The organism is Pseudomonas sp. ES3-33 (assembly GCF_000952175.1).
Classification (GTDB): domain Bacteria; phylum Pseudomonadota; class Gammaproteobacteria; order Pseudomonadales; family Pseudomonadaceae; genus Aquipseudomonas; species Aquipseudomonas gregormendelii.
Genome location: NZ_JZRI01000044.1, coordinates 25059 through 47694 on the forward strand (window position 1 = coordinate 25059; position 22636 = coordinate 47694).

The following is a 22636-nucleotide window of genomic DNA, read 5'->3' on the forward strand; positions in this document are numbered from 1 at the left end:
AATAATGCCTCAATATAATCGAATTGCTCGATATATTTACGAGTGGACATCTTCCCAGCCAGGCTTCAATTCATCGCCTAACCCAATGACTCGCAAGCATTTCGCTAGAACTCCAGGCCAAATGAAGACACCATAGCGCCCAACAGCCTCACAGCCTGGAGTCCATCCGCGTGCCGCAACACAACCCCGATCTTCCTCCTGAACTTCGTCCGTTGGCAGAGATGCCATTGCTCAAACGCCTGGCCGCCCGGTTCTTTGGCCACGGCCTGACGCGCCTGCGTGCCCAGCACCGGGCGTCGTGGTTGCACGGGCAGGCGGATGGGTTTCGCAGCGGGCACAGTGCCGGGGTGGATTACGGGTATAAGGAAGGCAAGCTCGAAGGGCTTGAAGAGGGGCGGCAGGTTCTGTTGATTCGCGACTCGCGCAGCACCGAGCATCGCCCGCCCAACGTCGACGATTACCTGTTCGACGACTGGCGCCTGCCATTGACCGCCGAGTTGAAAAAGCGCATGAAGACCGATGTCGGACGGTTACTGCCAGCCCATGCCCAGCCGAGTGCTGCGCAGTGGAAGATGATCTTCAGCGACACTCCGTCGACCTCGGTGATTGCCGGTGCCGGAGCAGGCAAGTCGACGACCCTGGTGTTGCGCATACTGCTGTTGACCCACTATCTGGGCTTCGAACTCGACTCGATGACCGTGGTGACTTTTACCCGGGAGTCACGCAAGGACTTCATCAACAAGCTGATCGAGATGTGTGCACTGTGGGGGCGGGCGCTGAGTTTCAAGGAGGCGCGCGACCTGGTGCGTACGTTTCACTCACGAATCCTGCCCCTGGTGCGCAGCTTGCCTGGATTCGAACGCCTGCAGGCCTTCGAGAACCTGAGCCTGCGCGCCACCGGCCAGGACGAAGAGGTCGACAGCAACCCGTTCGACCTGCGCATCAATGACGCCCAGCGCCAGCAGCTCAACGCCTGCTACCACAGCCTGCATACCCGTGATGCGCGCTTTCGCGACCTGATCACGCCACTGTCCCGGCATGCCCTGCAACTCAAGGAGCTGGAGCGCGATCACCCTGACGTGCAGAAACGCGTGGCGGTGACCCAACTGGCGGCCAATCGTGATGAAGAACTGTGCGATACCATCGAAGACCTGTGGTTTCGCGCGGGTGCATGGCCGATCAAGGGCATCGAGCCCAAGCGCCAGACGTTCGACATCAATGGCTCGACCTTCCATTGTCACGGCTACATTCCGACACTGGATGCCTGGGTGGTGTTGGGTTTTGATCCACAGGAAAACCCACAGGTTAGCCGTGCAGGGTCAAAATTGTCGGTACGGGCGGAATGGGCGGTAAAGCGCACGTTGTTTCAAGCTTTCTGTCGTAAGCCATTGATATGGTTAGATACCTATCAATCTTCCAAACGAGTGCTAGCGTCGCTTGCCGGTGATGCCAGCACCGGTCCTGGCTTCGATTACAAGGTCAAGGGTGAGTTGGCTTCCGCGCCGCTGCTGGACTGTTTTGTCGCCGCCGCCGGGTTCATCGAGAACCTTGGCCTGGATGTCCCGACGGCCGTGGGTCAGATGAGCTTTGCCAAGGACGATCCCGACCGGTTCTTCTTCGAGGCGTTGAGCCTGTACTGGAGAGCCCTGGAAGATCATCTGCTGGACCAGAAACCACCGATCATGACTTATAACCGCATGTTCGCGTTGTTCAGCGAGCATTCGCCGGAAAACCTCAAGCTGCTGAGCAACGACCTGCTGCGCCCGCTGGCGCACTTGATGATCGATGAATTCCAGGACGTTTCCCCGCAGATAGTCTCCTGGATTCGCGCTAGCCTGGCCGAGATCCGCAGTCGCGGTCCCGCCATGCATGTTGGCCGAGGCGCTCAGCGTTCTTCGTTGTTGTGCGTGGGCGATGATTGGCAGTCCATTTACGGCTGGCGGGGCAGTTCGCCCAGCTATTTCATGGATTTCAACAAGGAGTTTGCGTCGCCGAGCACCACCAAGGTCATGCTCAGCGACAACTATCGCAGCCATCAGCACATCATCGATGCCGCCGAACACATCGTGCGGGCTGCTCCAGCCATTGCCGGAAAGAAAGCCAAGGCGAGCGGTGCACCCAAGGCGCTGTTACCGGTAAATGTGCTCGATCGGGATGATCAGGGCATGGCCAACCGGCTGATGGAACACTACCGTCAAGGCCATTCGATCTTGATGTTGTATCGAAAAAGCAGCGATAAGCTGTTGATTGAACAGCATATTCAGCCTGTACTTAATGTAGATTCTAACTTGCCGTATGAAGCGCGCCGGTTGAAACAGCTGACTTATCACAGTGCCAAAGGCCTCCAGGCCGACGCCGTGTTCCTGCTGGGCGACTGCCAGCACCTGACCAGCTCCCCCTACAAGAATCAGGTGTACCGTATGGCGGGGTTAGGCAAGGCGGGCGACAACGAGGCCTACGACAATGCGCAAAAGGACGAGATCCTGCGCTTGGCCTACGTCGGCATTACCCGGGCGGTGAGCCACTGTTACTGGTACGTCGATGCCCAGGACACCCAGGCAGCCAATTTGCCCAAGGCTTCTGATCGGGTCGGCAAGGGCAAGGCGTTCTTCGCCGATCATCGGGCAAACAAGACCCAGCTTGAAAAGGCATGACACCTGTGGAGAGGGACTTTGTTGTGGTAAGGGAGCTTGCTCCTGCTGGGCGGTAAAACGACCCTGCTCTTGAGCGCCAAAGATTTCAGGCATAACTCCTAAACGAAACCGGCGGAACAAACGCTTCAAGCTCGTCCTCCACCGCTTCAATGATGCGCTCCACATCCGCAGCATTCATCACCGTAGCGCACGGGATACCGGCTATGGCAATCATGGTCTCGCCACTGACCCGATCAAACAGGCGGGCAATCATGCTCCCCGGCGCGTCCATGCTCGCCTCAAAGCCCATGGGATGAAAATGCCAGCGCATCAGCTGGCAGGCGTTTGGGAAGGTGACCTTGCTAAACCCTTTATTCATGTATTGCCCGCCTTCTTCATCGAGCGCTTCCGTTAGCTCATGTTAGGAGGGAAGAGCCTTCAATGGCTCAACCGGTGACTGCCATTAAAAGTAGCATCCGGATGTGAAAATCCTGTGGCTTTTTCAAACCGTTTGGCGATTGGCTGGCATTTTTTTGATGCAGATCACGCTTGGGCGCAATAGCCGGCAGCGATTCGCACTCATGGCACCTTCCCTGACCATTGAAGCGCAGGCGGAACTTGGGCAAGCTCGGGTTTTTTCATTGAGCCGTTTATGCACACCGACGATGACGGACCGCAACAGACCCTTGCCACCAGCGAAACGGTCATGCGTTACCACTTGCGCTGGAAGCACCGGGACCTGGACGGGGTAATGGCCCTTTACCACCCGCAGGTGCAGTACAGCGATTTCTTCCAGAATCGGGTAATGGAGCTGGCCGAATTGCGCGAATACGTGCGCAGCAGCATGCCCCGCGACCCCGACGAAGCGTTGGAACATAGCGACAGGATCCGCATCGACGGCGATACCGCTTTTATCCAGTACCGCATTACCCTGCGCGGCGGCGAGGGTCTGGTGTCATTCCGCGCCAGCGAAGCGATAACCGTGCGCGACGGCTTGATATGGCGGGTCAACGAGTACGCTTCACTGGTGCACGAACAATCCGGCAACAAGCCAACCGGCGACCGCCCGGCCGTCAGTCGACTCGGCTTGTCACCCCGGCAGTTGAGCTTCATGGCCGAAGACCTGCAACAGTATTTCCAGCGTCAGCAACCTTACCTAGATCCAGAACTCGACCTGCAGCGGGTGGCTGACGAGTGCGGGTACAGCCGGAACCAGATTTCGTACCTGTTGAATCAGGTGCTTGGCCAGAGCTTCTATCGCTACGTCAATCAGGCGCGATTGCAGCACCTGCTGGCCGCGCTGGATTCGGCCACGCCACCGCTGCGGGTCGATGAACTGGCCTTTGCCGCCGGGTTCAACTCGCTGTCGGCCTTCTATAGCAGCTTTCGCCGGCACACCGGGCAGTCGCCGAAGGCCTACGTCAAACAAATTTCTTTGCGTGCACGCGCGCAAGACAACCACTGAGACCACGCACTAGGATCACGTCATTGAAGTTCAGTGGCGGAGTCCAGCATGCCAGCATGGCGCACTATCAGTTTATGGATGGATCAGCTCGATGATCCTTTGACAGCGCGTGCGGCGCTGGAACAAGACCTGGATGTCGACGTGGCCATCATTGGCGCCGGCTACACCGGACTCTGGACAGCGTATTACCTCAAGCGCCTGGCACCGGGTTTGAACATCGCCATCATCGAGGCGCAAACCGCAGGTTTCGGTGCATCCGGGCGCAACGGTGGCTGGTTGATGGGCAATCTGCTCGGTGAAGACCGGCTGCTGGCGAACCTGTCCCCCGAAGATCGCCGCGCCTCCTTCGACTTGCTGCACGCTATCCCTGACGAAGTGGAGATCGTCCTCGAACGCGAGGCTATCGACTGTGATTACCGCAAAGGTGGCGCCCTGTATTGCGCGGCCCGCTACCCCGAACAGGAGACCAGCCTGCGGCGTTACCTGGACGGCCTTTACCAACAAGGCCTGACTGAAAAAGATTACCGCTGGCTCAGCCCCGAGCAACTGGCGCAGCAGATTCGCCTCGCCAAGCCATACGGCGGCATTTACGCCCCTCATGTGGCCACCATCCACCCTGCCAAACTGGTTCGCGGCCTGGCCCGCACGGTCGAGCGCATGGGCGTGCGGATCTACGAGAACAGCCCGGTCAGCCATTGGCAGTCGGGGTCGTTGCGTACGGACAAGGTACAAGTGCGCAGTCGCTGGATCGTGCCGGCCGTAGAAGGTTACTCCGTTACCTTGCCACCGCTTGGGCGGTATCAATTACCTGTGCAGAGCTTGCTCGTTGCCACCGAGCCATTATCCGCCGCCACCTGGGATGAAATTGGTCTCAGTCGCGGCCAGGCATTCAGCGAAAGCAGCCGTCAGGTCACCTATGGCCAGCGCACCGCCGACAATCGCCTGGTGTTTGGCGCCCGGGGTGGCTACCAGTTCGCCGGCAAGCTGCGCCACAACTTTGACCTGACAACCCACGAAGTGGAGTTGCGCCGGTATCTGTTCGGCGAGCTGTTCCCTCAGCTCAAGAACGTGCGGATTACCCACGGCTGGGGTGGCAACCTGGGCATGTCCCGACGTTTCAAGCCCCACATGCTGTGCGATCAATCCAGCGGCATTGCCTTGTCCGGTGGTTATGGCGGGGAGGGCGTGGGCGCCAGCAATTTGGGCGGGCGCACCTTGGCCGACCTGATCCTGGAGCGCGACACCGAACTGGTTCGCCAGCCCTGGGTCATTCCCCAGGCCGGCCTGGCCGCCCTACGGGCCTGGGAGCCAGAGCCCTGTCGGTGGCTGGGCTACAACGCGATCATCCGCAGCTTCGTCCACGAAGACCAGACCCTGGCTAACCCGACCAGCGCGCCCTGGCGGCGCAAGCTGGCGAGTGGCGTGGCGGGTTTCATGGAAAGTTTCATGCACTAAACAGCGTTTTCAACGACAGGTACTCCCCATGAGCATCACCCAATTCAAGAACACTGCCATCCTGGCACTGGAAGAATCCAACCCGGTCGCCGTGCCCCTCGGCACGCCAGTGGCTGTAGCCTCAACCACCAGTGTCGAGCGCGACGACGGGGTGGAAACCGGCGTCTGGGAATGCACGCCGGGGCGCTGGCGCCGGCAGATCGTGGCCCAGGAATTCTGTCATTTCATCCAGGGCCGCTGCACCTTCACCCCGGACGACGGCGAAACCCTGCACATAGAAGCCGGCGATGCGTTGATGTTGCCCGCGAACAGCCTCGGCACCTGGGATATCCAGGAGACCGTGCGCAAGACTTACGTCCTGATTTTCTGATCCTTTGATTGCCTGCCAAAACAACAACCCAAACAGGAATCGACTCATGCTGCGAAAGACCCTGACCCTGGCCCCCCTTGCACTGGTCGCGAGCCTCAGCCAGGCGGCCGAGACTGTGAAGATCTACAACTGGTCGGACTACATTGCGCCCGACACCACGAAGAACTTCCAGAAAGAAACCGGCATCGGCTTCAGCTACGACGTGTATGACAGCAACGAAACCCTCGATGGTAAGTTGATGACCGGCAAATCCGGTTACGACGTGGTGTTTCCGTCCAACCACTTCATGGCTCGGCAAATCCAGGGCGGGGCGCTGAAGAAGCTCGACAAGAGCCAGCTGCCCAACTGGAAGAATCTCAACCCGGTGCTGCTCAAGGCGTTGCAGACCAACGATCCCGGCAACGAGCATGGTTTTCCTTACCTGTGGGGCAGTACCGGCATCGGCTACAACGTGGCCAAGGTCAGGGAAGTGCTGGGGGACAACGCGCCGGTGGATTCCTGGGACCTGATCTTCAAGCCCGAGAACATGCAAAAACTGCAGAAATGTGGCGTTGCGATACTCGACAACGGCCCGGAACTGTTGCCGGCCGCCCTGAACTATCTGGGCCTGCCACACCACAGTAAAAACCCCGAAGACTACAAGAAGGCTGAAGCGCTGCTGATCAAGGTTCGGCCTTATGTCAGCTATTTCCATTCATCCAAATACACCAGCGACCTGGCCAATGGCGATATCTGTGTGGCGGTCGGTTTCTCCGGGGACATCCTGCAAGCAGAGACCCGCGCCAAGGAAGCCAACAATGGCATCGAAATCGGCTACGCCATTCCCAAGGAAGGCGCGGCGATCTGGTTCGACATGGTAGCCATGCCCGCCGACGCCCCCGACGAAAAGGCTGGCTATGCCTTCATGAACTACCTGCTGCGTCCGGACGTCATGGCCAGCATTACCAACCATGTGCACTACGCCAATGGTAACGAGCAGGCGGACGGCCTGGTTGACCCTGCGATCAAGAACGATACCAAGGTTTACCCGAGTGAGGAGATGATGGGCAAGCTGTTTGCGCTGGAAGCCATGCCGCTGAACATCGACCGGATTCGTACGCGGGTGTGGAACAAGATTCGTACGGGGAGTTAAGCGCGAATCGATTACCTGAGGGGTTTATCGACCCACCCCCACACAAACGGCCTGTCATTCCTGACAGGTGTTTGTGTGCGTTTCCCTGGTTAATTACTACTCCAAAGCCAGCACAAGCCGCTGCAAGTAACCGACTCGACAGAGAGCAAACATCGGCCACAATCACCCTGTTTGCTCTTCGCTCTTCGCTCTTCGCTCTTTGCTCTTTGCTCTTTGCTCTTGTTTAATCTTCCTCGCGGACCGTGGCCACTTCCGCCGCGCGGACTTTTACCTTCGACCCGGAAATATCTTCAAATTCGTAAAAACCATCCTTTGTTTCGGTTTTCGGCATGTCCTTGGTCAGGTACTGAGTGCCGTTCTGCAGGGTCACCACCGTGGCGGTGGAGCAACCTGCCAGCGCCAGAAGGGCCGCAACGGCCAGTGGCAGGCCCAGGGTCTTGATGTTCATATTCACCTCTCGAATTGCAAAAAAGCGTATCCCTATCGGCGTTGGTGCAGTGGAACGCTGAAAAGTTCGCCAGCCGCTTATCTTTTTCCATTTGCGCCTAACCGCCCAGAGCTGTTATCTGTACGCATAACCAGTACTTGTATTGCCATGGCGCCTGATTCTGTGACTGCTAACCCCCTCGACGATCCGTTCTATTACCTTAACAACTTCATGCAAGTGCTTGATTGGCTTGAGCATCGGTATGCAGACGTGTTGAGTGACGAGGAGCAGCGCTTCATTGGCGAATTCACCCAGCTGCCCCGTGAATCCCGGGCACTGCTGGTGAGGCTGATCATGCGCAAGGGCATTCATTTTCGCGCCAGCAAATTGCAGTACGTCGAAATAGGCGACATTGCCCAGGCTGCCGCGCGGCTGATCACGCTGGGCTGGATCGACGAGCACAGTGCGCTGCCCATCGAAACCCTGTTCCCGGTGTTGCTCAAGACCGAAGTGCTGCAGTGTTTTGCAAGCGCGATCACTCAGCCCAGGGGCAAGAAGAACGACTGGTTGCCGACCCTGATTGAGCTGCACCCCGGGGCCCAGAGCTTCAACCAATGGTGCGCGCCCCTCGGGGATCGCTTGTTCACCTTGACCATCATGGGCCTGTGCGATCGCCTGCGCCTGATGTTTTTCGGCAATCTTTACCAGGACTGGTCCGAATTCGTGCTGGCCGACCTGGGCATCTTCACCTACGAGAAAATCGAAATCGGCGCCGACTCGCGCGGGTTGTGCAGTCGCGAGGACGTGGATGCCTGTCTTTACCTGCACGACTGCCAGATGCGCTTCGAAGCGGGTGAAGCGCTGTCGGAGATCGTCGAACAGATCAACAGTCTCACGCTGACCAACCCCTGGCTGTCGAGGCGCCGCGGCAAGTTGATGTTCCAGATGGGCCAGCACTGCGAACGCATTGCAGATTTCGTCAACGCCGTGACCCTTTATCGTCACTGCACTTACCCAGGTGCGCGAGTCAGGCTGATTCGCGTGCTGGAGCGCTGCGCCGAATATCAGCTGGCCCTGGACCTGGCCCTGCATGCGCAGCAGTTACCGCATAGCGCCGCTGAGCAGCAGCATGTGCTCAGGATACTGCCCAGGCTGCGCCGCAAGCTCGGCGGACCGCCCATGAAGCGGGCGTCGCCGCGACAAATGCTGCGCCTGGACCTGCAATTGCCCAGGTTTGATCCCGCAGTATCGGCGGATGAACTGTCGGTGGAACGCTACGTTCAAGTGCATCTGGCAGAGGCGACGGCGCCCGTGCACTACGTAGAAAACAGCCTGATCAATTCGCTGTTCGGCTTGCTGTGCTGGCCGGCGATTTTTGCGCCTTTGCCTGGCGCGTTCTTCCATCCGTTTCAGCGCGGTCCGGCGGACTTGCTCTACGAAGACTTTCATTCGCGGCGCGCCGAGTTGTTCGCCGCGTGCCTGGCCGAACTGGAAGACGGTCGCTACCTGCAGACCATACGCGAGCGTTACGCCAGTAAATGGGGCGTGCAGTCGCCTTTCGTGTTCTGGGGCGCGTTGAGCGAGGAGTTGCTCGACCAGGCGCTGGCGTGCCTGCCCGCCGAGCACCTGCGGCACTGGTTTAATCGCCTGCTGCTGGATATCAAGGCCAACCGCACCGGCATGCCGGACCTGATCCAGTTCTGGCCGCAGGACAAGACCTACCGCATGATCGAAGTCAAAGGCCCCGGCGACCGCCTGCAGGACAACCAACTGCGCTGGCTGGAGTTTTGTCATGAGCACCAGATGCCCATTGCCGTCTGTTACGTGCAGTGGGCGGAGCAGGGCGCTTGAGCTATAGCATCGCAGTGCGGGCGTTGTGCGAGTTTACCGCCAAGGTCGGCGACCTGGACCTGCGTTTCACGCCGTCGCCTACTGCCCTGGAAGGCATCGTCGGTCACCGCACGGTTGCTTCGCGTCGCAGCGGGGACTATCAGTCCGAGGTGGCGCTCGAAGGCCATTACCGGACCTTGCGCGTCAAGGGAAGGGCGGATGGCTACGATCCAGTACAAAACTGCCTGGAGGAAGTGAAGACTTACCGCGGCGACCTGAGCAGGCAACCCGCCAATCACCGGCAGTTGCACTGGGCCCAGGCGAAGATCTATGGCTGGTTGATGTGCCAGAAAGCCGGCCTGGAGCAGATCAACCTGGCCCTGGTGTACTTCGACATCGTCAGCGAAAAGGAAACCTGCCTGGTCGAGGCATTCAGTGCTGCACAGCTGGAGCAGTTTTTCGAGCACCATTGCCAACTGTTCCTGCACTGGGCGCAGCAGGAAGTGGCCCATCGCGAGGCACGCAACCTCGCCGCGCAGGCGTTGACGTTTCCCCACGCCAGCTTTCGTCCCGGGCAACGCCACCTGGCCGTGTCGGTGTTCAAGGCGGTCAGCACCGGGCGCTGCCTGATGGCCCAGGCGCCCACCGGCATCGGCAAGACCGTCGGCACACTGTTCCCGATGCTCAAGGCCCTGGCGCCTCAGCAACTGGACAAGATTTTCTTCCTGACGGCCAAGACCCCGGGGCGCAAACTGGCACTGGACGCGGCGCAGGTGATCATCGACAGCGCCGACGCGCCGCCGTTGCGCGTGCTGGAGATGATCGCCCGGGACAAGGCTTGCGAGCATCCCGACAAAGCCTGCCACGGTGAGTCCTGCCCATTGGCGCAAGGCTTTTACGATCGCCTGCCGGCCGCGCGCCAGGCTGCCAGCGAGCTGACCCTGCTGAATCAGGCCGCCTTGCGCGAGGTGGCGCTGGAACACGACGTCTGCCCTTATTACCTGAGCCAGGAAATGGCGCGTTGGGCCGATGTGGTGGTTGCCGACTACAACTATTACTTTGACTTCAGCGCACTGTTGTTCGGCCTGGCCCAGGCCAATAACTGGCGAGTCGCGACCTTGGTGGATGAAGCGCATAACCTGGTCGAACGGGGCCGCCAGATGTATAGCGCCAGCCTCGACCAATCGGCCCTGAACGCGGTGCGCAAAACCGCGCCCGAGGCATTGAAGAAGTCGCTGCAGCGAGTCAATCGTGAATGGAATGCCCTGCATAATCAGCAACTGGGCGCCTATCAGGCTTATGACCGTGCTCCGGAAAAACTCCTGCAGGCGCTGTTTTCCTGCAGCGCGAGCATTGGCGACTACCTCAACGACCATCCCCAAGGGGTCGACAGTGGCCTGCAGAACTTCTATTTCGACATGCTGCAATTTGGCCGAGTGGCGGAACTCTTCGATGAGCAGTACCTTTTCGATATCAGCAAGCGCGACCTTGAGCGCAAGCACAACCTCTCGACCCTGTGCCTGCGCAATGTGGTGCCTGCCGGTTTCATTCGCCCACGCCTGACAGCGTCGCGCACGGCCGTGCTGTTTTCCGCGACCCTCAGCCCCCGTCACTATTACGCCGACCTGCTGGGCACGCCGCCCGACACCGTGTGGATCGATGTCGAATCGCCGTTTCACGCCGACCAGTTGCAAGTCCATATCGTCAGCCAGATCTCCACGCGGTTTGTCCATCGCCAGGCGTCCCTGGGGCCCATCGTCGAGCTGATGGCCCGGCAATTCACCGAGCGTCCCGGCAATTACCTGGCGTTTTTCAGCAGCTTTGACTACCTGCAGCAAGTCGCGCAGCGGCTGGCCGAGGCCCATCCGCACATCAACCTGTGGTCGCAATCGCGAGGCATGGGGGAAGGGCAGCGCCAGACTTTTCTCGACCAGTTCACCGCCGACAGCCAGGGCATCGGCTTCGCGGTGCTGGGCGGCGCGTTTGGCGAGGGCATTGACCTGCCCGGCGCGCGCTTGATCGGTGCTTTCATCGCCACCCTGGGCCTGGCACAGTTGAACCCGATCAACGAACAACTCAAGCATCGTATGGCAGCGATTTTCGGCGCCGGTTATGACTACACCTACCTCTATCCCGGCGTGCAGAAAGTGGTTCAAGCGGCCGGACGGGTGATACGCACCCAGCAGGATCAAGGCGTCGTCATGCTGATCGATGACCGTTTCGCGCAGGGCAAGGTCAAGCAATTGCTGCCACGCTGGTGGGCGCTAGGTCCCGCCGCCTGTCATGCTGGCGGATAAAGGCAATTGATTGCCTGTGATTGCTGCTTTTCAATTTCGCCGGATGTCCCATACTCGTCGAAAACGAAATTCACGTGAGGATTGAATGAGCGAGGATCGGAGGAAAGCCGGTGCCATCGAAGAGAAGCGCTTTCGCTTGTTGATCGATGCCGTGGTCGATTATGCGATCTACATGATCGATCCCGATGGCACAATCGCCAGTTGGAACTCCGGGGCCAAGCGTTTCAAGGGGTATGAAGAGGCGGAGATCCTGGGTCAGCACTTTTCACGGTTTTACACCGAGGACGACCGTCGCGCCGGCCTGCCCCAACGAGCGTTGGATACTGCGATCCGCGACGGCCGTTTCGAAGGCGAGGGCTGGCGCGTGCGCAAGGATGGCTCGCACTTCTGGTGTCATGTAGTGATCGACCCGATTCGTGACGCCGATGGTCAATTGCTCGGTTTTGCCAAGATCACCCGCGACCTCACCGACCGCAAGATGGCCGAGGAAACCCTCAAGCAAAGCGAGCAACAGTTCCGCCTGCTGGTGCAGTCAGTCACTGACTACGCCATCTACATGCTCGACCCTCAAGGGCGCCTGACCAACTGGAACCCAGGGGCTCAACGAATCAAGGGCTATGCCCCTGAGGAGGTGTTGGGCCAGCATTTTTCGATGTTCTATACCCCTGAAGATCGCGTTGCCGGTGAACCGCAACGGGCGCTGGACACGGCGGTGCGCGAAGGCCGGTTCGAGAACAGGGCTTGGCGTATGCGCAAAGACGGTACGCGGTTCATGGCGCATGTGGTGGTCGACGCCATCTGGGGTGAGACCGGAACCTTGCTGGGTTTTGCCAAGATCACGCGTGATATCACCGAGGCCACCACGGCACAGCGCACTCTGGAACAAACCCGCGAAGCGCTGTTCCAGGCGCAGAAAATGCAGGCGATCGGTCAACTCAGTGGCGGGATCGCCCACGACTTCAACAATTTGCTAACGGTCATCCTGGGCAACCTGGAGATCATTCGCAAACGCGCAGTCAACGAACCAAAAATCACCCGCCTGGTGGACAACGCTACCCAAGGTGCCTTGCGCGGGGTTTCCCTGACCCAGCGTATGCTGGCTTTTGCCCGACGCCAGGAGCTCAAGACCGAGCCGGTCCAGGTTGCGGAAATGGTGCAGGGGATTACCGGACTGTTACGCAGCGCGCTGGGGCCGTCCGTGCGTTTGGAAACCCATTTCCCGCCGGGACTCCAGCCGGCCCTCGCCGACATGAACCAGCTTGAATTGACCGTGATGAACCTGGTAACCAATGCCCGCGACGCCATGCCCCAGGGCGGCGAAATTCTGGTCAGTGCCCAGGCCGTGGAGATTCATGCGCAATCGACTCTGTCTCTGGCGGCCGGGCAATACATCTGCCTGAGCGTGAGTGATAACGGCGAAGGCATGGACGACGCCACGCTCGCCTCGGCAATGGACCCGTTCTTCACCACCAAAGGGCTTGGCAAGGGCACCGGCCTGGGCCTGTCGATGGTGCACGGGTTTATCGAACAGCTGGGTGGCCGTTTCATCCTCAAGAGCCACAAGGATAAAGGCACCACGGCCGAGTTGTGGTTGCCGGTGGCTGCTGCCAGCGGCACAACCCAACCGCAGGCCGAAACCCAAGCGTCTGCGCCTGTTTCACGGATAAGCATACTGGTGGTGGACGATGACAGCCTGGTCCTGACCAGCACCTGTCTACTGCTGGAGGACCTTGGCCATAAGGTCACAGGTGCGAACTGCGCAGCGAAGGCGCTGGAATTGTTCAGCGCCGATCAGCCATTCGACCTGGTGATCACTGACATGGCCATGCCGCACATGAGCGGCGCGCAACTGGCGCATGCCATCCAGGAGATCAACCCCGGCATCCCCATCATCATCGCCACCGGCTTCGCCGAGCGACTGGAAGGTTTCGCTGCCAATCTGCCGCGCCTGTCCAAGCCATTCAACCAGCTCAACCTGGTAGAAATCATTGCCTCGACCTTAAAGTAAGTGCGTGCAGGCCAGGGAACGAAATTCGGCTGAACTAGTTTCAAGCCGGATCTTCTAATTCTTTTTCCGACCTGATAGAACCCCCGTGCCCAGAATATTGACCGAAGCCCCGGCTGAAGACGCCTTGACCGAACACAATGCCAAAATGTTCGGTTCGCCCAAGGAACGCCTGGATTTCTACCGCAGGGAAATCCAGTATGAGACCAGCATCCTGGCCAACCGCACGGATGCCTACCTGGCCGCGCAGTCGTTCCTGGTCATTGCGTTTGCATCCTGTATGGCAAACCTCAACCCCGAGTGGGGCAAGCTGTTCACCTTGGTCGTGCCGCCATTCCTGGCGCTGCTGGGGTTGCTGAGTTCCCTGAATGCCTGGCCCGGCATCAGGGCGGCGTACGACATCATCGATCACTGGCATTTCAAACAGAGCGAACTGTTGAGAAGTGAACCCCTCATGGGCCTGGCCTACGATGAATCGCCTTTATTCAGCGAGATGGAGTCTTCGCACAAGGGGTACCGCAAGTCGCTACTGTTTTCAGTGCGAACCCCGTGGATTTTTGCGACGTTTTGGGTATTGCTGGGCACTTATGCGGTATTTATTCAGGTGACCAATCCTGGTGGTTGATCAGCCTTTGGGATGTGGCGAGGGGCCTGCCCTCGCCACAGCCTAGCATTGGCTATCAAGCCGCCAGATTAGCGGCGCTCATCTCTTTCTTGTACTGCGCTTTCAAACTCTCCATCTGCGCCCCAAGCTCTTGCAGCTCAGCCTTGCCCAACAGCTCCCGGGCTTCAGGGAACCTACCCTGTTCGCATTAGATATCAAGCTCTGGATTCATGCGCGGGTTGGGTATTGGCGACCGCCATCGGCATCGAAGGGAAGTCCTCGTTCAACAGGCGCAGATGCTCAATGGCTTCTTCGAATTTCAAGTCGGCTTTTCTGCGCATTGCCTGGTAGCGGTCGAACTGCTCGCCATCCAGCTCGCTGCCTTCGAGGAGGGCGAAGGCGGCTTGATTCAGCGTCTCGGCTTCTTCAAATAGCTGGCGGTTGCGTGCCAGGGCGAACTCGCGGCAGGCTGAAATTTCATCACGGGTGGAGTAGTGGATCATGGCCGGCACCTTTGTTCGGAATGTTAATGATTAATAGGCAGCGGCACCGGCCAAGGATTTCAAATTTATGAGCGTTAAATTTCGATTATTCCGACGATAAAAGCCTGATCAAAAAATCAGTTTTTTCGTTTTTTACGCTGTTCGTATCGAGCAAGGATGGGTTGGGTGCTGATCCCGTGCACGAGGATGCTCAACGCCACCACCGACAACGTCAGGTTGGTGCACAAGGCCGCGACTGACGGGTCCAGTCCGTGGTTCAGGGCGTAGAACAGGTAATACAGGCTGCCGATCCCGCGGATCCCGAACCAGCCGATCAACCGGCGCTGGCGACTTTCGAGCAGACCGCCCCAGGGCATGGCCAGAACACTCAGCGGTCTGATCAGCAGGAACAATGCGCCACCTATCGGCAGCGCGCGCCAGTCCCAGTGCGCAATCAGCACCACGCCGAGCAAGGTCACCAGGAATACTTCCATGGCGCGCTCCACCAGACCGCCAAATGCCAGCATGTCGCCCATCATGATGCCGGCGGCCACTTGGGAATCTTCAAGATTATCGGTGTCGCCATGCACCGCTTGCTGCGGATCTACGTTCTGGTGACCGACCACTGGCTGCACAAGGTGTTCGGCCGGCACCTGGGCATCGCCCGTGGACTTGACCTCTTCCTGACGCAACCCCAGGCCAGCGGCGAAAACAGACAGGAAGCCGTAGGCGTGAACCCACTCGGCGCCGACATAGGCCAATGCGATCAGGGCCAGGGCCAGATAGTCGTTGGGGGAGAGTGTGCTGTCTTCGTTGGCAATGCGCAGGGACAAGGTCAACCGGCCGATTCCACGGCCCATCCAGTACCCGATCAACAGCCCCGCCGGCACTGCCCAGAGCAATCGGCCGAGCGCCCAATCACCGAGCCAGCCAGGATTACCGTCTTGTTGCAGCAGGAGCAATCCAAGAATCACGAACGGGAAGGCGACCCCGTCATTCAGGCCGGCCTCGCCGGACAGCCCGAACCGCACGCTGTCGTCGTCGCGGGCATCGTTAACCTGCACCAGAGACGCGAGCACAGGGTCGGTCGGCGCCAGGATCGAGCCAACCAGTGCGCTGACACCCCAAGGCAACTGGAACGCGAAGTGCAGCAGCAGACAAACCCCGGCAATGCTCAGCATCATGACCGGGCCCGCCAGGCCCAGTGCCACTCGCCAGTTCTTTTGCCTGAAGGGAGCGCGCAGCTTCAAACCGCAAACGAACAGGGAAAACAACACCGCCACTTCGGTCAAGTGTTCCATCCACACTGATGCATCGTCCACATCCAGTTTTAATACGCCCAGGCCCGTGGGGCCGATGCCAACGCCCAGCGCCAGGCATACCGCCGAGGTGGTAACGGGTTTCCAGCGCAGATAGGACGACGTCAATGCCAGGGTCAGCAACACGGCACCCAGGACGGCCATCCAAATGGTAAAGCTCATGCTTGCGTCCCGCAGGAAGGTGGCCTTGAAACAGCGTGGAGTATGCTCAACCGACGCTCGCGCGCCGGTTGATGGTCAGCAGGCACAGCCCGAGGACTGGCTGCGCGACGGTTACAGCATTGGTTTACCACCGGTAACCCCGTAGCGCTGACCTGTGATGTAGCTGGCTTCATCCGAGGCCAGCAGCACATAGATCGGCGCGACCTCCACAGGCTGCCCGGGACGCCCCAACGGGGTCTCGGCGCCGAAGTTCTGCACTTCTTCGTCGGGCATGGTCGAGACGATTAGTGGCGTCCAGATGGGCCCGGGTGCGACGCTGTTGACCCGGATGTTCTTCGGCCCGAGCATCTGCGCCAGGCCGCCGGTAAAGTTGGCGATAGCTCCCTTGGTGGTGGCGTAGGCGAGCAGGGTAGGCTTGGGCATGTCCGAGTTGATGGAGCTGGTATTGATGATCGAGCTGCCGGGCTTCATGTGTTTCAACGCCGCCTGGCAGATGCGGAAGATCGCGGTGATGTTGACGTCGAACGTCATCACCCATTCCTCGTCCGGGATGTCTTCGAAATTCTCGTGGGTCATCTGGAACGCGGCGTTGTTGACCAGCACGTCAATGCGACCGAAGCGTTCGACGGTCTTGTCGACCACCGCCTGGCATTGGGCTTTTTGCGCCAGGTCGCCTGGCACCAGCAGGCACTGGCGGCCGGCCTGTTCGACCCAGCGGGCGGTTTCCTCGGCGTCTTCATGTTCGTTGAGGTAGGCAATGACCACGTCCGCGCCTTCGCGGGCGAAGGCAATCGCCACGGCGCGGCCGATGCCGCTGTCGGCGCCGGTGATCAGGGCAATCTTGCCTTCCAGCCGGCCTGAGCCTTTGTAGCTTTGCTCGCCGCAGTCCGGGTAGGGATCCATTTTTTTCTGGGAGCCGGGGACGGGTTGTGCCTGTTTGGGGAAGGGCGGTTTTGGATAGTCGTTCATCGTGAATCTCCAATCTCAAGGCGAAAGAGTCAGAGGGTGGACCCTGGGCTTTTGGCGTGGGTTCGGTTGGATTTTCGGTGAAAGGGTTGAACGGTCAACACGCTGTGCCAGGCGCGACGCCATGGTGTAAGCTCTGCGACTCTTCGGATTCGACCCTTTGCGAGCCCTATGCCGTCGCTTTTCAAACGCTCCCTGCTGCCAAAACTGCGCAGTTTCCCGCTGACCGCCGAGGCCGTCACCATCCTCTCGGGCGCCGCCGAGTTTCGTCGCTGCCTGTTGGAAAAGATCACCAGTGCAACCCGACGCATCTACATCGTCGCGCTGTACCTGCAACAGGATGAAGCCGGCCAGGAGATCCTCGATGCCCTGCATGCCGCCAAACTGGCACGCCCGGAACTGGATGTTGTGGTGGTCGTCGACTGGCTGCGCGCCCAGCGTGGCCTGATCGGTGCCGGCAAGCAGCCGGGCAACTCGGCGTGGTACCAGGAAACCACACGCACCCATGCCAGCGAAGTGCCGGTGTACGGCGTGCCGGTGCAGAGCCGTGAGCTGTTCGGCGTGCTGCACTTGAAGGGTTTTGTAATTGATGATTGCGTGATCTACAGCGGCGCCAGTCTGAACAACGTTTACCTGCACAAGTTCGACAAGTACCGTTATGACCGTTATCACCTGTTGCACAACCGCGACCTGGCGGACTCGATGCAGCACCTGGTGCAGCACGGCCTGATCGCCTCCAAGGCGGTCAATCGCCTGGATTTGCCCAATCTGCCAACCACCCGCAGCCTGCGCAACGATATCGGTGACCTGCGCAGCCGCCTCAAGCACGCGACGTATGACACCACCAGTGGGACTACGGACAAAGGCGGGCTGTCGGTCAGCCCGCTGCTCGGCGTGGGCAAGAACAATCCGCTGAGCCGGGTGATTGGCGAGTTGATCGCCAGCACCCAGCAGCAGCTGACCATCTGCACGCCGTATTTCAACCTGCCGCTGGCCGTGACCCGGGAAATCAATCGGGCACTGGCACGGGGCGTGAAGATCGACATCGTGGTCGGGGACAAGACAGCCAACGATTTCTACATTCCACCCAGCGAGCCGTTCAAGGTGATCGCGGCGTTGCCATACCTGTACGAAATCAGCCTGCGCCGTTTCGCCAAGCGTCATCAGCGTTATATCGACAGCGGCCAGTTGAACCTGCACCTGTGGAAGGACGGCGATAACACTTACCACCTCAAGGGCATGTGGGTCGACCAGCGTTATACCTTGCTCACCGGTAATAACCTGAACCCGCGGGCGTTCCGTCTCGACCTGGAAAACGCCTTGCTGATCGATGATCCCAAAGGTGAGCTGCTGGCGCCGCGCAGGGAAGAGCTTGGGCAGATTTTCCAGCACACCACGCGCATTGGCCGATACCAGGACCTGGAAACGCTGGTGGAATACCCGGCAGCGGTGGCCAAGTTCCTCAAGCGCGTCAGCCGCGTGCGGATCGAGAGGCTGCTGTACCGGATCCTGTAACTTGCAGGAGCGAGCTCGCTCGCGAAAAACCCGAGTGCGTCACGGGGTGTCAGGTTTCCCGCGTTATCGTTATCGCCCATCGCGAGCAAGCTGGCTCCTACAAATCTGTGTAGGAGCGAGCTCGCTCGCGAAAAACCAGAGGCCGCCTCGGGGCATCAGGCACCCCGCGTGATCGTTAACGACCATCGCCAGCAAGCTGCCTCCTGCATGTAAGATGGCGATATTCGAATAACAACCTGGCCTGCCTGATTTAATGTCGGAAAAAGACACTATCTCCATCCAACTGGTGCGCGAAGCCCTGTTGCAAAGTTGTGCGCCCGGCGTGGCAACCGCCGAAGTACTGGAAAAGGTCGGCATTGCCCCGGCGTTACTCGGTACCGCGCATGCCCGGGTGCCGGCGACGGCCTATGCACGGCTGTGGCGGCTGCTGGCCCGACGGGGCGACGATGAGTTTTTTGGCATGGATCCGCGCCCACTGCGCTCCGGCAGTTTCGAATTCCTCTGCCGCAGCGCCATGGCCCAGCCCAGCCTGATGACGGGCCTGACCTGCGGCCTGGACTTTCTCTCGCTGATATTCCAGCACCTGCCTGCGCAACTGGTGCGTCAGCAGAGCCTGGCGGAAATCGTGCTGATCGAGGATGAGCAACCCGCCAAGCGCGCGTTCACCTACTTTACCTACTGGATGATCGTGCACGGCGTCGCCTGCTGGTTGGCCGGGCGGCGAATACCGATCCTGGCGATTGAACTGCGCTGCCCGGCACCGGATTTTCTGGACGACTACCAGGTGATGTTTTCCGAGAACCTGCGCTTCGATCGACCCCGCACTCGCATGATTTTTGCCGCCGATTGCCTGGACATGCCGATCCGCCGCAGTCCCGAGGAGCTCAAGCGCTTCCTGGCCCATGCCCCGGCCAATATCCTGGTGAAATACCGCGATCCACAGAGCCTGGCCAGCCGGATCAAGCACGATTTGCGGCAGATCACCGCCCAGGACTGGCCGGAGACCGAGGCACTGGCGCAACAATTGTGCATGTCGGCCTCGACCTTGCGCCGCCGCTTGGCGGAGGAGGGGCAGACTTACCAGGGGCTCAAGGACAGCGTGCGCAAGGAGCTGGCGATCGTCTGGCTGGCGGACCCGGCGATCAGCTTTGCCGAAATCGCCACGCGCCTGGGGTTTGCCGATGCCAGCTCGTTCTACAAGGCGTTTCGCAAGTGGTCGGGGTCCAATCCCGGGCATTACCGCAGTCTTATACTGAATGAGCCGGACTGAGCGGGATTGTGTAGTGGCCTGACTGGCCCCATCGCGAGCAAGCTCGCTCCTACAGTTTTAGCGTCAGCACACAGCTCCTGTGGGAGTGACCGTGCCCGCGATTAGGCCATTGCAGCCGCAACGCCTACCTAACCTTGGCCAAACCAGTCAGACAACTTGATAGCTTTGACCATTGTCCCGCCCGGCGCACAGAGCGACTATTTCTCCTGTTGATTACGGTTCCCCCCAACCTAATAAAAATACAGAGGGATTCTGGCAATGCACGACTACCTGACTGCCACTTCACAGTTCGATTATCAGCACACCGTCGATGCCGCACTGGCCGGCGACCTCACGGCGCTCAATGCCTGCGTCGAGTGTTGCGACCGGCACGCACTGCCCGGGCGCATTGCGCTGTTCTGGGAGGGGCGCGACGGTTCGAGCGCGACTTATACGTTTAGCGACTTGCAGGACAAAGCCGCGCGTTTCGCCAATTTCCTGCTGGAGCAGGGCGTGCGCAAAGGCGACAAGGTTGCCGGCTTGCTCCCTCGCAATATCGAACTGCTGGTCACGGTGTTCGCGACCTGGCGCATCGGTGCGGTCTATCAACCACTGTTCACCGCCTTCGGCCCCAAGGCCATCGAGCACCGTCTGGGCAGTTCCGGTGCCAAGGTGGTGGTGACCGATGCGGGTAATCGCAGCAAGCTCGCCGACGTCGAGAACTGCCCGACCATCGTTACCGTCGCAGGACCAAAAGGCCAGGGCATTGTTCGTGGCGATTTCAGCTTCTGGGCTGAGCTGGCCAATTACCCTGCTGTCTGCGAACCGTTGCTGCTCACTGGCGAAGACCCTTTCCTGCTGATGTTCACCTCTGGCACCACCGGCCCGTCTAAAGCCCTGTCCGTGCCCCTGAAGGCCATCGTCGCGTTCCAGAGTTACACCCGCGATGCGGTCGACTTGCGCCCCGAAGATGCATTCTGGAACGTCGCCGATCCCGGCTGGGCCTACGGCATCTATTTCGGCGTGACCGGGCCACTGGCGATGGGGCATCCGATTACCTTTTACGACGGCCCGTTCACCCTCGAAAGTACCTGCCGGGTCATCAACAAATATGGAATCACCAACCTCACGGGCTCGCCAACGGCCTACCGACTGCTGATCGCCGGCGGCGACGAGTTCGCCCGGTCCATCAAAGGCAGGTTGCGCATTGTCAGCAGTGCCGGTGAACCGCTGAACCCGGAAGTGATCCGCTGGTTCGCCGACAACCTGAACGTGGTCATCCACGACCATTATGGCCAGACCGAACTGGGCATGGTGCTGTGCAATCACCACGGCCTGGAACACGCGATTCACATGGGCGCCGCCGGCTTTGCCTCGCCCGGCCACCGCATTGTGGTGCTGGATGAAGCCTGCCAGGAACTGAGCGTCGGTCAGCCGGGCATCCTGGCCATCGATCGCAGCCAGTCACCGATGTGCTGGTTCGCCGGTTACGAAGGCGCGCCCACCAAAGCGTTCGTCGGCAACTACTACCTGAGCGGCGACACCGTCGAGTGGAACCCCGATGGCAGCATCAGCTTCGTCGGGCGCAGTGACGACGTGATCACCACCTCCGGCTACCGGGTCGGGCCGTTCGACGTGGAAAGCGCGCTGATCGAGCACCCGGCCGTGGTCGAGGCGGCGGTGGTCGGCAAGCCTGATCCGGAGCGCACCGAGCTGGTCAAAGCCTTCGTTGTACTCAGTGCGCAATACCGCGCCGACCCGGCGCTTGCCGAAGAACTGCGCCAGCACGTGCGCAAGCGACTGGCCGCGCATTCTTACCCCCGTGAAATCGAATTTGTCAGCGAATTGCCGAAAACCCCAAGCGGCAAATTGCAGCGCTTTATCTTGCGCAACCAGGAAATCGCCAAGGCTCAAGAGGCCGCCGCGAAGAACGTTTCAGCTTGAATCCAAGGAAACTGTGATGCAGATCGAAAACAAGGTTTTTCTCGTCACCGGCGGTGCGTCCGGGCTCGGTGCCGCCACCGCTGAAATGCTGGTGGCCGCCGGTGCCAAAGTGATGCTGGTAGACATGAACGCCGACGCCGTCGCCGCTCAGGCCCAGCGCCTTGGCGCGCAGAGTGTGGTCGCCGACATCAGTGATGAGGCCGCCGCCGAAGCCGCAGTGCAAGCCACGGTGAAAGCCTTCGGCGGCCTCAATGGCCTGGTCAACTGCGCCGGTATCGTGCGCGGCGAAAAAATCCTCGGCAAGACCGGCCCGCATGCGCTGGCCAGCTTCAGCCAGGTGATCAATGTCAACCTGATCGGCAGCTTCAATATGCTGCGCCTGGCGGCAGCGGCGATTGCCGAGACTGAAGCGGATAGCGACGGCGAGCGCGGGGTGATCATCAATACTGCGTCGGCCGCTGCCTACGACGGCCAGATCGGCCAGGCGGCTTACGCAGCGTCCAAGGGCGCTATCGTCAGCCTGACCTTGCCCGCCGCTCGCGAGCTGGCGCGCTTTGGCATCCGCGTGATGACCATTGCCCCGGGCATTTTCGAGACGCCGATGATGGCCGGCATGACGCCTGAAGTACGCGCGTCCCTGGCGGCTGGCGTGCCGTTTCCACCCAGGCTCGGGAAACCGGACGAGTATGCCGCGCTGGTAAGGCATATCATTGAAAACAGCATGCTTAATGGCGAGGTGATCCGTCTCGACGGTGCCTTGCGCATGGCCGCCAGGTAGGAG

General features: G+C 59.9%; 18 protein-coding genes and 1 pseudogene. 13 read left to right on the forward strand and 6 right to left on the reverse strand.

All coding sequences use genetic code 11. From position 1 onward, the window contains the following. The first annotated feature begins 170 nt into the window (after positions 1 to 170). Positions 171 to 2654 (forward strand): UvrD-helicase domain-containing protein, encoded by a 2484-nt coding sequence (locus UB23_RS05790; protein WP_045058375.1) that lies wholly within the window; start codon positions 171 to 173, stop codon positions 2652 to 2654. Positions 2655 to 2739: 85 nt separating this feature from the next. On the opposite strand, the gene UB23_RS05795 is transcribed toward UB23_RS05790, so the two are convergent. Next, on the reverse strand, positions 2740 to 3012 hold the full coding sequence (locus UB23_RS05795) for a DUF1652 domain-containing protein (RefSeq protein WP_045058376.1): 273 nt from the start codon (positions 3010 to 3012) through the stop codon (positions 2740 to 2742). A gap of 273 nt (positions 3013 to 3285) precedes the next feature. Here UB23_RS05795 and UB23_RS05800 point away from each other — a divergent pair, with 273 nt between their 5' ends. Genes UB23_RS05800 through UB23_RS05815 form a run of 4 tightly spaced genes read left to right on the forward strand, consistent with a single transcriptional unit; the run spans position 3286 to position 7055 of the window. After that, the gene (locus tag UB23_RS05800) at positions 3286 to 4098 is read left to right on the forward strand and encodes a helix-turn-helix transcriptional regulator (protein ID WP_045058377.1); all 813 of its coding nucleotides are present in this window, start codon (positions 3286 to 3288) and stop codon (positions 4096 to 4098) included. A 48-nt stretch (positions 4099 to 4146) separates the two neighbouring features. Continuing rightward, complete coding sequence (locus tag UB23_RS05805) at positions 4147 to 5553, forward strand: NAD(P)/FAD-dependent oxidoreductase (protein ID WP_045058378.1); 1407 nt, start codon at positions 4147 to 4149, stop codon at positions 5551 to 5553. 28 nt (positions 5554 to 5581) lie between these two features. After that, positions 5582 to 5923 (forward strand): cupin domain-containing protein, encoded by a 342-nt coding sequence (locus UB23_RS05810; RefSeq protein ID WP_045058379.1) that lies wholly within the window; start codon positions 5582 to 5584, stop codon positions 5921 to 5923. Between the two features lie 46 nt (positions 5924 to 5969). After that, entirely contained in the window at positions 5970 to 7055 is a 1086-nt protein-coding gene (locus tag UB23_RS05815; protein ID WP_045058380.1) for a polyamine ABC transporter substrate-binding protein, read from the forward strand. Between the two features lie 223 nt (positions 7056 to 7278). Here UB23_RS05815 and UB23_RS05820 read toward each other — a convergent pair whose 3' ends face one another. Next, complete coding sequence (locus UB23_RS05820) at positions 7279 to 7503, reverse strand: YgdI/YgdR family lipoprotein (RefSeq protein WP_045058381.1); 225 nt, start codon at positions 7501 to 7503, stop codon at positions 7279 to 7281. A 147-nt stretch (positions 7504 to 7650) separates the two neighbouring features. Here UB23_RS05820 and UB23_RS05825 point away from each other — a divergent pair, with 147 nt between their 5' ends. The 4 genes from UB23_RS05825 to UB23_RS05840 all read left to right on the forward strand — a co-directional run bounded on the left by UB23_RS05825 (position 7651) and on the right by UB23_RS05840 (position 14239). Next, positions 7651 to 9333, forward strand: coding sequence for a VRR-NUC domain-containing protein (locus UB23_RS05825; RefSeq protein WP_045058382.1), 1683 nt, complete (start codon positions 7651 to 7653; stop codon positions 9331 to 9333). Continuing rightward, the gene (locus UB23_RS05830; protein ID WP_045058383.1) at positions 9330 to 11609 is read left to right on the forward strand and encodes an ATP-dependent DNA helicase; all 2280 of its coding nucleotides are present in this window, start codon (positions 9330 to 9332) and stop codon (positions 11607 to 11609) included. The genes UB23_RS05825 and UB23_RS05830 overlap by 4 nt, the downstream gene beginning before the upstream one ends. Positions 11610 to 11694: 85 nt before the next feature. Beyond that, positions 11695 to 13617 carry a hybrid sensor histidine kinase/response regulator gene (locus UB23_RS05835; protein ID WP_045058384.1) on the forward strand — a complete coding sequence of 641 codons (1923 nt, stop codon included), beginning with the start codon at positions 11695 to 11697 and terminating at the stop codon, positions 13615 to 13617. Between the two features lie 85 nt (positions 13618 to 13702). Then, a complete protein-coding gene (locus UB23_RS05840) occupies positions 13703 to 14239 on the forward strand; it encodes a hypothetical protein (RefSeq protein ID WP_045058385.1) in 537 nt (178 codons plus the stop codon). 55 nt (positions 14240 to 14294) lie between these two features. Here the strand turns inward: UB23_RS05840 and UB23_RS30150 are convergent. From UB23_RS30150 to UB23_RS05855, 4 genes and pseudogenes are all read right to left on the reverse strand, one after another. Then, a pseudogene (locus UB23_RS30150) lies at positions 14295 to 14423 on the reverse strand (hemerythrin domain-containing protein); the annotation flags it as partial. A 10-nt stretch (positions 14424 to 14433) separates the two neighbouring features. Continuing rightward, positions 14434 to 14721, reverse strand: coding sequence for a hypothetical protein (locus tag UB23_RS05845; RefSeq protein ID WP_045058386.1), 288 nt, complete (start codon positions 14719 to 14721; stop codon positions 14434 to 14436). A 116-nt stretch (positions 14722 to 14837) separates the two neighbouring features. After that, the gene (locus UB23_RS05850; protein ID WP_045058387.1) at positions 14838 to 16181 is read right to left on the reverse strand and encodes a cation:proton antiporter; all 1344 of its coding nucleotides are present in this window, start codon (positions 16179 to 16181) and stop codon (positions 14838 to 14840) included. Positions 16182 to 16292: 111 nt separating this feature from the next. Next, positions 16293 to 17150 (reverse strand): SDR family oxidoreductase, encoded by an 858-nt coding sequence (locus UB23_RS05855; RefSeq protein WP_045058388.1) that lies wholly within the window; start codon positions 17148 to 17150, stop codon positions 16293 to 16295. Positions 17151 to 17318: 168 nt separating this feature from the next. On the opposite strand from UB23_RS05855, the gene pssA reads away from it, so the two are divergent. From pssA to UB23_RS05875, 4 genes are all read left to right on the forward strand, one after another. Then, the gene (pssA, locus tag UB23_RS05860) at positions 17319 to 18662 is read left to right on the forward strand and encodes a CDP-diacylglycerol--serine O-phosphatidyltransferase (protein WP_045058389.1); all 1344 of its coding nucleotides are present in this window, start codon (positions 17319 to 17321) and stop codon (positions 18660 to 18662) included. A gap of 253 nt (positions 18663 to 18915) precedes the next feature. Next, positions 18916 to 19932, forward strand: coding sequence for an AraC family transcriptional regulator (locus tag UB23_RS05865; protein WP_045058390.1), 1017 nt, complete (start codon positions 18916 to 18918; stop codon positions 19930 to 19932). 258 nt (positions 19933 to 20190) lie between these two features. Beyond that, positions 20191 to 21855: an AMP-binding protein gene (locus tag UB23_RS05870; RefSeq protein ID WP_045058391.1), complete on the forward strand. Its 1665-nt coding sequence runs from the start codon at positions 20191 to 20193 to the stop codon at positions 21853 to 21855. Positions 21856 to 21871: 16 nt separating this feature from the next. After that, positions 21872 to 22633 carry an SDR family NAD(P)-dependent oxidoreductase gene (locus UB23_RS05875; protein WP_045058392.1) on the forward strand — a complete coding sequence of 254 codons (762 nt, stop codon included), beginning with the start codon at positions 21872 to 21874 and terminating at the stop codon, positions 22631 to 22633. Positions 22634 to 22636 lie beyond the last annotated feature (3 nt).